This is a genomic window from Aeromonas sp. (genome assembly GCF_050633025.1).
Lineage (GTDB): Bacteria > Pseudomonadota > Gammaproteobacteria > Enterobacterales > Aeromonadaceae > Aeromonas.
Map to the genome: position 1 here is coordinate 1 of NZ_JBODRQ010000119.1, position 10,328 is coordinate 10,328.

At 59.6% G+C, this 10,328-nt stretch carries 12 protein-coding genes and 2 pseudogenes; 8 read left to right on the plus strand and 6 right to left on the minus strand.

Features of this window, described 5'->3' with window-relative positions; translation table 11 throughout:
* The 4 genes and pseudogenes from ACRAUW_RS14200 to ACRAUW_RS14215 all read left to right on the plus strand — a co-directional run.
* Positions 1–604 (plus strand): annotated as a pseudogene (locus ACRAUW_RS14200) (hypothetical protein); the annotation flags it as partial.
* Positions 605–606: 2 nt separating this feature from the next.
* Complete coding sequence (locus ACRAUW_RS14205) at positions 607–1,011, plus strand: hypothetical protein (RefSeq protein WP_431362797.1); 405 nt, start codon at positions 607–609, stop codon at positions 1,009–1,011.
* Between the two features lie 12 nt (positions 1,012–1,023).
* Positions 1,024–2,973 (plus strand): hypothetical protein, encoded by a 1,950-nt coding sequence (locus ACRAUW_RS14210; RefSeq protein WP_431362798.1) that lies wholly within the window; start codon positions 1,024–1,026, stop codon positions 2,971–2,973.
* A complete protein-coding gene (locus ACRAUW_RS14215) occupies positions 2,970–3,194 on the plus strand; it encodes a hypothetical protein (protein ID WP_139461483.1) in 225 nt (74 codons plus the stop codon). The genes ACRAUW_RS14210 and ACRAUW_RS14215 overlap by 4 nt, the downstream gene beginning before the upstream one ends.
* Positions 3,195–3,425: 231 nt before the next feature.
* Here ACRAUW_RS14215 and ACRAUW_RS14220 read toward each other — a convergent pair whose 3' ends face one another.
* From ACRAUW_RS14220 to ACRAUW_RS14240, 5 genes are all read right to left on the minus strand, one after another.
* On the minus strand, positions 3,426–3,572 hold the full coding sequence (locus ACRAUW_RS14220) for a hypothetical protein (RefSeq protein ID WP_184232348.1): 147 nt from the start codon (positions 3,570–3,572) through the stop codon (positions 3,426–3,428).
* Complete coding sequence (locus ACRAUW_RS14225; protein ID WP_431362799.1) at positions 3,569–4,258, minus strand: M15 family metallopeptidase; 690 nt, start codon at positions 4,256–4,258, stop codon at positions 3,569–3,571. The genes ACRAUW_RS14220 and ACRAUW_RS14225 overlap by 4 nt, the downstream gene beginning before the upstream one ends.
* Positions 4,255–5,382, minus strand: coding sequence for a succinyl-diaminopimelate desuccinylase (dapE, locus tag ACRAUW_RS14230; protein WP_431362800.1), 1,128 nt, complete (start codon positions 5,380–5,382; stop codon positions 4,255–4,257). The genes ACRAUW_RS14225 and dapE overlap by 4 nt, the downstream gene beginning before the upstream one ends.
* Positions 5,383–5,391: 9 nt before the next feature.
* Positions 5,392–5,742, minus strand: a complete 351-nt coding sequence (locus tag ACRAUW_RS14235; RefSeq protein WP_431362801.1) for an ArsC family reductase — start codon at positions 5,740–5,742, stop codon at positions 5,392–5,394.
* Positions 5,743–6,062: 320 nt separating this feature from the next.
* Complete coding sequence (locus ACRAUW_RS14240; protein ID WP_005337929.1) at positions 6,063–6,377, minus strand: hypothetical protein; 315 nt, start codon at positions 6,375–6,377, stop codon at positions 6,063–6,065.
* A gap of 352 nt (positions 6,378–6,729) precedes the next feature.
* Here ACRAUW_RS14240 and ACRAUW_RS14245 point away from each other — a divergent pair.
* From ACRAUW_RS14245 to ACRAUW_RS14255, 3 genes and pseudogenes are all read left to right on the plus strand, one after another.
* A pseudogene (locus ACRAUW_RS14245) lies at positions 6,730–6,985 on the plus strand (transposase); the annotation flags it as partial.
* 132 nt (positions 6,986–7,117) lie between these two features.
* Positions 7,118–8,440 (plus strand): hemolysin family protein, encoded by a 1,323-nt coding sequence (locus tag ACRAUW_RS14250; RefSeq protein WP_431362802.1) that lies wholly within the window; start codon positions 7,118–7,120, stop codon positions 8,438–8,440.
* Between the two features lie 18 nt (positions 8,441–8,458).
* Entirely contained in the window at positions 8,459–9,001 is a 543-nt protein-coding gene (locus ACRAUW_RS14255; protein ID WP_431362803.1) for a hypothetical protein, read from the plus strand.
* A gap of 74 nt (positions 9,002–9,075) precedes the next feature.
* Here the strand turns inward: ACRAUW_RS14255 and ACRAUW_RS14260 are convergent, their stop codons facing one another.
* A complete protein-coding gene (locus tag ACRAUW_RS14260) occupies positions 9,076–9,915 on the minus strand; it encodes a sterol desaturase family protein (RefSeq protein WP_431362804.1) in 840 nt (279 codons plus the stop codon).
* A gap of 168 nt (positions 9,916–10,083) precedes the next feature.
* Here ACRAUW_RS14260 and ACRAUW_RS14265 point away from each other — a divergent pair.
* On the plus strand, positions 10,084–10,328 hold a 245-nt coding region (locus tag ACRAUW_RS14265), incomplete at its 3' end, for a transporter substrate-binding domain-containing protein (RefSeq protein ID WP_431362805.1).

Below are 10,328 nucleotides of genomic sequence, written 5' to 3' on the forward strand. Positions count from 1 at the left end.
ATTCATTGCCTCAACGCAATACAAGATATGGATAGAGCTGCAACCGGGAGACCGCCTGGCCAGGATAGGGACTGAATTTGTCCCGCTCCAAGTCGAGTTTACCTATGTGCTGTTCACCACACCGATGACCGTTACCGTGGCCAACCAGGAGACCCGTGCCAAGTTCCTGCCGAAAGATGTGGCGTGGCAAGGGAAACCGCCGTTTTATCCCGGCCCGTTGAGTATCCAGCAGATGAGCCAGCGAGTGATCTGCAAGGGGCGGGATTACTTCTGGATCCTCGATGGGGTGCGCAACGTGGAGCAGGGGTTTATTGAAAGTACGGTGACCATCAGCGGGATGGGAGTGCGGCGCCGGGTACTTTGCTTTACCCAGGATGGCGAGCTGGTTGGCGAGACCTACAGCCGCGCAGCGGATGGGATCTATCGGTTCGATCTGCTGTGGCTGAATCGCCGTTATATGGTGGTCGCCCAGGATGACCCGGCATATGGTCCCGCTGACTACAACGCGGTGGCCGCCGACTATCAGGCGCCAAAGCCCTATCCGCCTGGTGGTGGCGTGGCGCCCGAGCAGTTCCCCATGATTGCCCCGCTCAAGAGGAAATAACCATGATCTCCTATGCCGAAGGGCTGCGCACCAGTCGCGCCCAGCTATTGGCCACGGCCATTGATATAGGCAGCGGGGCAAGTGCCAAGCTGACCATCTACACCGGCACCAAACCGGCACCGGGGGCGGCCACGACTGACCAGCTGGCTCTGGTGGTGCTCACGTTCAGCCACCCTTGCGCCAAAACGATCAGCGGCGGGGTGCTGACCCTGAAACCTCTTGCCGAACAGATGGCCACTGGCAGCGGTGCCCCCACCTGGGGACGCATTGTTGACCGGGACGGGGCCTTTGTGGCGGATCTCGATGTCGGGGTGCCGGGCAGTGGCGCCGATCTGGAGCTGCCCGCAGCGGAGTTTTTTGCCGGTGCGCTGATCCGCATTAATACCGCCACCATCACTGAACCGTAACCGGGGGGCCATATGGCCAGAAAGGATGCCAGCCTAGCGCTGCGTAAGGCTCGCAGCATCAACGGCCAGCTGGAGCTGAATCAGTCTGATGTGGTGCGCCTGATCGGTATTCTTAACAGTACCACCCTGCCGCCGCGCCTGAGCGCGTCACCAGGGTTGGTGCTGGCATCGGTATTGGATGGTGCCCCGCATCGCTCCAGCGTAATGCTGGGCTGCTCAGTGGTGCTTGATGCGGTGCTTGCCAGCCAAACCCATGGCCGTGGGGAGCTGGTTGGTGAGTTCGTCATTGAATGCACCATGGCCAGCACATCCCGCGCCCCGTTGCCGGTGCTCGCCGGGCAGTATGACCAGAACGTATTCCGGGGCCCTGCCAGTGCAATGGGGGATGCGTGGGAGCGGGCAGATAGCCATTCCGAGGCCCTCAGTAACGAATGGCAGAAGGCAGGCACCGAGCGGGCAACCAGTCGCTCCCTGTGGCAACAGGCCGCTGCGCATCAGCAGCAGGTGGCTGAGCTGGGCGAACAGATGCCCCAGACGTTCATGGCCAATCAACAACGCTTTGCCGAGGGGGTGCCGGTCAGCCAGCAGAGTCGCCAGGGCTATGACAGCCTGGCCGCTGGCCATGTGGCGAATCAGTCCCTGTGGGTTGAGGCGGCGCCGGTCAGCTGCTGGCGCCTTGTCGGGTTCACCAACCCGCCGCGCTTTGACCTGGTTTGGCTGGCTGACCAGTGGCAAGAAGGCATCCCCATCGGTAAAGGGGTAGCCGCTCAAGTCTGGCACCACGGCCAGCCGCTGATAGAGGGCTGGCGTGATGGCTGGGATGAGGCCACGTTGCCCACCTGGGGCAAGACGCCGCCGCCAGAACCACCCAAGCCTCCCATCCGTCCCGATAAGCGGGTGTTGCGGCTGGCGTTCGGTCGCAAGCGCGACACGGCAGAGCTGGAGTTTGTCTGGCAGGGCAGTGATGCGGCAATCGTCATTCCAACCCGGAGGGTTTATCTGGTGAGCAATACAGCAAAGATCGTGCGGGTACGTGATGGACTCGATATCCCTGCCACGGCGGTGAGTATCGAGCTCGATACAGACTCCTGGGCGTGGCAGTTCAGTGCTCAAATCCCCCGCATTGCGGCGGCTGCGTTGACCGATGAGGAAGAGGTCAGCATCCATATCAACGGCCAGCAATGGGACTGCGTGTGCGATGGTTGGCAATCGAGCCAGAGCTTTGGTCGCGAGTCGGCAACGCTGACGGGCCGCTCGCGTACCGCTTACTTGTCGCCGACTCATGTATTGGCGCAGGCGGTGAGTGAGCGTGCAGCCGCGACCATGGCCCAGTTGGCTGCTGCCGTATTGCCGGTGGGTTGGACGCTGGATTGGCAAGCAGCTGACTGGTTGGTGCCTGCCGGGTTCTTTAGCCTGGATAATCAGACCCCGATCGAGGTGATCAGGTACCTGGCTGAGGCGGCCGGTGGCTTTGTGCTGCCACACCAGCGCAACCGCCATCTGGTCATCAAGCCGCGATATCCCACCGTGCCGTGGCAGCTTGATACTGCCCAGGCCGATGTGGCGATCCCCCGCGCCATCATTACTACCCTGGGCAGTGACTTTCAGCCGGGTCATGCCGCCAACGGAGTCTGGGTCAGCGGTGGTCATCAGGGCATCAGTGCGCGGGTTGTGCGCCAGGGGACGGCTGGCGAGCAACAAGCGCCGACCATCACCCACCCGTTGGTGTGTGATGTGACGGCCGCCCGTGCCCAGGGTGTGGTGGGGCTGGCCAAGACCATGCCCAAGCGTACCCAGACCATTGAACTGCCGTTGTCAGCTGATACCGGCTTGATCCTGCCGGGCGCATTGCTCGCCGTGGACGGTTGGAAGGGCTACAACCGGGGCGTCAGGGTCTCTGCTGCATTGCAGAACCGGGCCATGACGGTGCGCCAACAGCTGAGTGTGGAGCGATTTGTATGAACCTGTTTAAGCGATTCCTTGAACTGGTACCGGGCGCTGATCCCTTACTGGTTGGTACCGTGACAGCTGTTGGTTCAACCTCGACCACTATCAGTACACTGGCGGGTGGAACGGTCACAGTGCGGGGTATCGGGGTAGCCATCGGCAAGAAGGCATTTTACCGGGGAGGGGAGCTGGCAGGAGAGGCGCCGGATTTACCGACCTATGAGATAGAGGTTTAATGCCGGTTTAACGGGGTTATCAAACTCAGTGATTCCGGTGCCACCAAGTTTGATAAACTACCGGGCCGATAGCTTTTCATTTTCCCCGCAAGTCTTTTTCATTTTCGGCGGCGGGCTACATGACGGTGATGGTCAGATGGAAACCTGACGCTGGGGGGGAGAGAGACAAGGGGTGAGATAAACAGCAGACAAAGAGAAGGGAGCACACTGGTGCTCCCCGGATGGCACGACTCAGTCGTCGTCATCGTCCTTCACTTCGCGGATCTTGTCCTTGTAGTTGGGCAACTGCTTCTCCAGCCGTTTCATGTCTTTGATGGCATTGAGAAACAGCCCGAGCAGGAACAGCAGCGGCAACCCTATCCACAGCCAGAGATTCATGGGATTTTCCTTTCGTCAGGACAGGTGGTGACATAACGGGCCAAAATGTCATCAAGGTTGGCCAATATGGTCGACTTGCCTTCAATATCCGCCTGTTGCAGGCAAAGCGCCAGTGCCGCGGGATCGAGCCGCTGCTCGTCGGACTCCAGCGAGAAGCTGATATGCCAGGGCTCGTAGGCGACCCCGCTCTCTGCCCCGACCGGCTTGGCATAAGGGAGGAAGAAGCCGAAGTCGCTCATATGGTCGCTGAGCCACTCGCTGAGATCTGCAAACCAGCCCCCGGCTTCATACTCCCACGGCTCCAGCGCCAGTTTGGTATCGGCGGGCAGGCAGTCCGGGTCGTAGATATCGAGATCGGTCCCCCAGTGGTGACGACTGGTGCCGGGCAGGGCACTCCAGCGCAGGATGGCGTGCAGCCGCTCCACCTCGCTTAGTTGCAGGGCATCGATGGGCTGGCTGTTGGCATCGAGCAGCGGCCGTTCGCTGCGCCACTTGCCATTCCAGATGGCGAGCTGGCGATCAAAACCGCGCCAGCTGGAGGCCGTTTGCAGGTTGAACCCCTCATAGGCGGCAGCAACCTGCATGTCGTTGAAGGCCGCGGCGGTGGCGGCAGTCAGACGATGGGGGCCGCGCCCCACCAGAATAAGGTGGCTCTCGTCGAGCCCCAGCAGTTGTTCCTGCGTCATGCCAGCAATCTCTCGAGCACCCCTTGGTACATGTCCGCCAGCAGATCCAGATCGTCCGCCTTCACGCACTCGTTCACCTTGTGAATGGTGGCGTTGACGGGACCGAGCTCAATCACCTCGGCGCCGGTGGGGGCGATAAAGCGCCCGTCCGAGGTGCCGCCGGTGGTGAGCAGGGCGGGTTGTTGTCCATTGACCGCCGCCACGGCTGCCACGGTCGCATCCAGCAGTTCCCCGGTATCGGTCAGGAACGGTTGACCGGAGAGGGTCCAGCTCAGTTGATAATCAAGGCCATGTCTATCCAGCAGCGCTGTGACCCGCTCGCGGATATCTAGGTCGGTCAGTTCGGTACTGAAGCGGAAGTTGAACTGCACCTGCAGCTCGCCCGGAATGACGTTGGATGCACCGGTGCCGGCCTGAATGTTGGCGATCTGGAAACTGGTGGGGGGGAAGTAGGCGTTGCCCTCATCCCACACGGTGGCAGCGAGTTCCGCCAGCGCTGGCGCGGCTTTGTGAATGGGGTTGTCCGCCAGATGGGGATAAGCCACATGGCCCTGCACCCCGCGCACCAGCAGATCACCGGTGATGGAGCCGCGGCGGCCATTTTTCACCACATCTCCGACCACGGCGGTAGAGGAGGGTTCACCGACGATGCACCAGCGGATCTTCTCGTTGCGGGCCTCCAGGGTGTCGATCACCCGGGTGGTGCCATTGATAAAGGGCCCCTCCTCATCGGAGGTGATGAGAAAAGCAATCGACCCGGTGTGATCCGGATGCTCGGCCACGAAGCGCTCGACCGCCACCACCATGGAAGCCAGCGAGCCCTTCATGTCGGCGGCGCCGCGTCCGTAGAGCACGCCATCCTTGATGGTCGGCTCGAACGGCGGGGTGTGCCATTTGTCCAGCGGCCCGGCGGGCACCACGTCGGTGTGGCCGGCGAAGCAGAACAGCGGCCCTTCGCTGCCGCGGCGGGCCCAGAGGTTGGTGGTGTCCTCAAACACCATGGGCTCGATGACAAACCCGAGCTTGGCGAGGCGCTCCGCCATCAGGGTCTGACACCCTTCATCGAGGGGGGTAACGGAGGGGCGGCGGATCAGATCCTTGCCCAGTGCGATGACATCCGACATCAGTTGTCCTTAACGGGAGAAGAGGGATTGGTAGTGATCAGCCTTGAAACCCAGAGTCAGTTCGCCGTCACGGTCGAGCAGCGGGCGCTTGATCATGGCCGGATGTTCCAGCAGCAGGGCGCGCGCCTTGGCGGTATCGAGCCCCTGTTTGGCCTCATCCGGCAGGGCGCGGAAGGTGGTGCCGCGACTGTTGAGCAGGGCTTCCCAGCCGAGTTTTGCCAGCCAGCTGTCCAGATCTTCCGGGTTCAGGCCGTCGGCGCGGTGGTCGTGAAAGCGGTAGTCGATACCGGCCTCATCCAGCCACTTGCGGGCTTTCTTGATGGTGTCGCAGTTCTTGATGCCATAGAGGGTGATGGCCATGGGGAGTCCTTCTCTTGTGGGCGCTGGCCGTGGGCCGCGTCCCGAAAATCCGAATCAACACAGTGCAAGGGCCCGATTCTGGCATTGTGGCGATCTCATGGCAACGCCGATGGTCTGGCTCGCGGGTTTTACCGGAACTGGTCACACCTGAACGGCGATTTTGAGCACAAGGTCAGAAGCAGTGGGGCTGGCGTGCCCGATGGGGTTGGGTATTGCGGGAGAAGATCGACTATTGCAGGAGAAAAAGAGAAGGGGGCAAACGCCAGATAGCCAAAACGCGCCAACGGGCGCGTTTTGGTCGGCATCATCAAGCACCTCAATCAGTGCAGGGTGGTCCACTCATGGTCAAAGACCCGGGCCCGTTCCCAGGGTGCATCAGGCAGGCTGGAAGAGAGGCCAGTGTATTTGCCCACGTCGTCCACCACGATGGCGGAGAGGATCGGCAGGTTGTTTTCGGTGCAGTACATGCGGATGCGTTGCAGCAGGGTGCGCAGTTCATCCTGGCACTGCTCCAGCCCGGCCTGCTTGGCCAGTTTGGAGTAACGAATGGTAGTGCGTTCCTTTGCAGACTCGACGAGGATGTCCCACAGCTTGTAGTCGCAGGTCGAAGCACCTGCGGTGGCTTGGCTTGTCATAACTCTCTCCGGCGCGAAATGGTCGCTATATGTCGAAGCGCATCTTCGCCAGTTCGGCGCCGTCATATGTTGATCCAACGCAAAAAAGAGGGGAGTCGCGTTATACAGTTACCGATTAAACCATGTAAAACGGTTTTTGGGGGTGTGAATGACGAAAGAGTGTTGCCTGTTCAACGCATTATTCTGTTGGATGACGATGGTCGCTCCATTATAAGCCGGTTGGTCTTTATGAGGATTGTAATTGGCCTGCTCAAACCAAACTGGAGGCTGCGGCCTCCCGAGATCGCTGACAAAGCCAAATTTGTCATCGTAATGTATTGATTTTGTTTGATGAGAAAGCCCTGTTTTTCGGTTACGGCATGCACAGGAGAGCGGGCGTGCCCCGCTGCAGCGTTTTGCCCGAAACATTAAACGCTACGCCGAGCTATCCTCGCCAGTGCTCGCTTCCATATGCATACCAGCCTGCTGGAGGGGTGAATAACCGCATCAAGGTGATCAAGCGGATGGCCTATGGCTTCAGGGACTCGGACTACTTCTTCCTGACAATCAAGGCGGCCTTCCCCGGAAAGCCGCGACGAAACTTTTTGTTGCATAACTGGTCGGAGTAAGATCACGCCCCCCACCTGGCAGTTTTCTGATAGAATACTCCCCCTGTGTGAGTCCCGGATGGACTCACGGTCCGGTCTCCCGGGCCCAGTTTGCCGTCTTGTGCTAAGGCGGGCGTAGCAATTAGGTTAATCATGAGTTTTGCCGATAGTTTGTTCTTTCTGATGCTGCTGGTTGGCGGCAGTGTGTTCTTCTCCCTCTCCGAGATCTCCCTCGCGGCCTCCCGCAAAATCAAATTGCAGGTGATGGCGGATGAAGGCAACCGTCAGGCCGAAAAGGTGCTGGCTTTGCAGGCCCTGCCGGGCAACTTCTTTACCGTGGTGCAGATTGGCCTCAATACCGTTGCCATTCTGGGCGGTATTTTGGGTGAGTCAGCTCTCAATCCTGCCATCAAGGGAATGGTCTCCGAGTTCTATCAGGGCCCCTGGCTGGGCGAGATCAGCTCAGGTGCATCCTTTGTGTTCGTCACCGGTATGTTTATCCTGATCGCCGACCTGATGCCCAAGCGTCTGGCCATGATCATGCCAGAGCAGATCGCCGTGGTGGTGGTGCGTCCCATGCTCTTCTTTGTCACTGTGCTGATGCCGCTGGTATGGATCTTCAACGGACTGGCCAACGCCCTGTTCCGTCTGATGCGTGTCTCCACCGTGCGCAACGACGAGATCACCTCGGACGATATCTATGCAGTGATGGATGCCGGTGCCGAAGCGGGAGTCATCCAGCGCGAGGAGCACCAGCTCATCGAGAACGTGTTCGAGCTGCAGTCCCTTGGCGTGACCTCCGCCATGACCGCGCGCGAGAGCCTGATCTACTTCACCCTGCAAGAGGATGAAGAGAGCATCAAGGCGAAGATCGCCGAACATCCCCACAACAAGTTTCTGGTCTGTGACCACAACCTCGACAGCATCAAGGGCTTTGTCGATGCCAAAGAGCTGCTGATCCGCGTCATCGGTGGTCAGAGCATCGATCTCAACAGCGGCTCGCTGGTGCAGAACGTCATCATCATTCCCGATACCCTCAACCTTTACGAGGCGATGGAGTACTTCAAGAACCACAGAGGCGACTTTGCCGTGGTAATGAACGAGTACGCGCTGGTGGTGGGTATCGTCACCATGAACGACCTGATGAGTACCGTTATGGGGGAGTGGGCTACCCACGTGGTTGAGGAGCAGATTGTGCAGCGGGACGAGAGTTCCTGGCTGGTGGACGGGGTCACCCCCATCTCCGACGTGATGCGCGCCTTCGATATCGAAGAGTTCCCGGACGATCAGAACTATGAGACCATCGCCGGTTTTATCATGTATATGTTGCGCAAGATCCCCAAACGGACCGATTCGGTCAAATACGCGGGTTACAAGTTCGAAGTGGTGGATATCGACAGCTACAAGATCGACCAGCTGCTGGTCACCCGGATTGAACCCGCAGTTGTTACTGACAAACTTGCTCAGGATGCCTAAGAGGAGCGTTCAGGAGTCATGAAAATGCAGTCTCATTCCCGTGCAATTGCCTGTATCGTGCTCGGCTTGGCACTCGGCGCCTGTAGCCAGAGTGCGCCACGCAAAGCCACAGTGGCAGCCAAGCCGGCAGCTCCCAAGCCCGCCGTGGTCGTGCCGCAGCCGGATCCCGATGCGGTGGTGCAAAGCGGCATGGCAGAGCCAAGCCCGGTCTTTGACGAGCAGTATCACGGCCCGGAGCAGGGCTCGCTGGAGTCGGTGACGGCCCTGTTTGCCCGTGGCTACATCGAGTCTGCCATGCGCGAGACCATGTTGGCGGCGGTGCACAACGACTATCCGCTACTCGGCATGCGGGATGTGCGGTTGACCGATCCGGTTTCCAAATTCCTCACCTCCGAGCATGCGGCCACCACGGCCCATGACTATCTCTATGCTGGTGTGCAGCGTCGCCTCGGTCGTCCGCTCAGCCCTGCCCAGTGGGAGCAGATCTGGCGCGACTTGCCGCAGCAGGGTCGGGCTTCCGACTGGGTCAAACAGATCAAGCGAGTGCTGGCAGGGCGTTAAGCCCCAACGGATCAGGATCACGAGCGTAATGAGGCCACCTTCTGGTGGCCTCAGTTGTTTTTATCTGCGAGCGCTCAGGAGGCTGATGGCCCGGATGGTTTGCCAAACAGCACGGTAAGTTTTTGTCGCCATGGCAGGGCACGGGCATCGTGCAGCATATCGCGCCACTCGTGGAAGGTGAGGGTGAGGGGGTTGAAGCTGAGGATCGGTTTGGTGATGCCAAAGCGGCACGGCTCGGCCGGATCTTCCTCGACAAAGGTACCAAACAGCCGATCCCAGATGATCAGCACCCCGGCAAAGTTGCGGTCTATGTATTTGGCGTTGCTGGCGTGGTGCACCCTGTGGTGGGAGGGGGTGTTGAAGAACCACTCCAGCCAGCCGAGCTTGCCCACCACCTGGGTGTGGACGAAAAACTGAAAACCCAGACTCAGCAGCACGGTGGCCACTACCGCCTCGGGCGGGAAGCCGATGACAATCATCGGGATCCAGAACAGCCACATGCCGGAGATGGGATACATCAGGCTCTGGCGAAAGGCGGTGGAGAGGTTGAGCCGCTCCGAGCTGTGATGCACCACATGGGAGGCCCACAGCCAGCGTACATGGTGGCTGGTGAAGTGGAACAGCCAATAGCAGAGATCCTGCAACAGGAACAGCAGCAGCACGTTCCAGAAGGTGAGCTCGATATCGAACAGTCGCCAGCCCCAGAGGGTGTCATACAGATAAGCAATAAAGATGGCCGCCAGTGCATCCCCACCTTGGTGCATCAGGGCCAGGGCGGCGTTGGCGAACAGATCCCGCCACTGATAGGTGGCGGTGGGAAAGGCAGCGCCATGTTTTCGCAGGTAGAGCATCTCCCAGCCGATAAAAGCCAGAAAAATCGGGGAGAGGTAGAGCAGAAGCAGTTGCACATCCATATGTGGCCATCCATTCAGAGCAATTGCTCTCCAGCATAAAGGATGGGGTTAATATTTCATTAACATTTTTTTGCCAACGAAGAGATGGCATGAAATATGGCGAGGCAGAGGAGGAGGGTGCGATGGATGGTTATGCTTGATGCAGGCTTTTTCAAGAGGTGCTGGCTTATGCGCATCTGGTGTTGCTTGTTGCTGGGGTTGTGCATGATGGCGCACGCCAAGACCCGGGTCGAGATCCTGGCGGATGCCGCCTACCCCCCCTACTCCTGGCAGGAGGGGGAGGAGGTCAGGGGGATCTATGCTGACATCATCCGCGAGGTAACTTCTGCTATGTCTGACTATGAGGTAGTGCTTAAACCGATGCCATGGCGCCGCGGCCTCAGCATGGTGGAGCAGGGCCGTGCCTTCGCCAT

Bases quoted from the DNA above. Each gene is read 5' to 3' on its own strand.
- ACRAUW_RS14205 (WP_431362797.1), top strand. From the start codon at position 607: ATGATCTCCTATGCCGAAGGGCTGCGCACCAGTCGCGCCCAGCTATTG.
- ACRAUW_RS14220 (WP_184232348.1), bottom strand. From the start codon at position 3,572: ATGAATCTCTGGCTGTGGATAGGGTTGCCGCTGCTGTTCCTGCTCGGG.
- ACRAUW_RS14215 (WP_139461483.1), top strand. From the start codon at position 2,970: ATGAACCTGTTTAAGCGATTCCTTGAACTGGTACCGGGCGCTGATCCC.
- ACRAUW_RS14235 (WP_431362801.1), bottom strand. From the start codon at position 5,742: ATGGCCATCACCCTCTATGGCATCAAGAACTGCGACACCATCAAGAAA.
- ACRAUW_RS14260 (WP_431362804.1), bottom strand. From the start codon at position 9,915: ATGGATGTGCAACTGCTTCTGCTCTACCTCTCCCCGATTTTTCTGGCT.
- dapE (WP_431362800.1), bottom strand. From the start codon at position 5,382: ATGTCGGATGTCATCGCACTGGGCAAGGATCTGATCCGCCGCCCCTCC.
- ACRAUW_RS14210 (WP_431362798.1), top strand. From the start codon at position 1,024: ATGGCCAGAAAGGATGCCAGCCTAGCGCTGCGTAAGGCTCGCAGCATC.
- ACRAUW_RS14255 (WP_431362803.1), top strand. From the start codon at position 8,459: ATGAAAATGCAGTCTCATTCCCGTGCAATTGCCTGTATCGTGCTCGGC.
- ACRAUW_RS14240 (WP_005337929.1), bottom strand. From the start codon at position 6,377: ATGACAAGCCAAGCCACCGCAGGTGCTTCGACCTGCGACTACAAGCTG.
- ACRAUW_RS14225 (WP_431362799.1), bottom strand. From the start codon at position 4,258: ATGACGCAGGAACAACTGCTGGGGCTCGACGAGAGCCACCTTATTCTG.
- ACRAUW_RS14250 (WP_431362802.1), top strand. From the start codon at position 7,118: ATGAGTTTTGCCGATAGTTTGTTCTTTCTGATGCTGCTGGTTGGCGGC.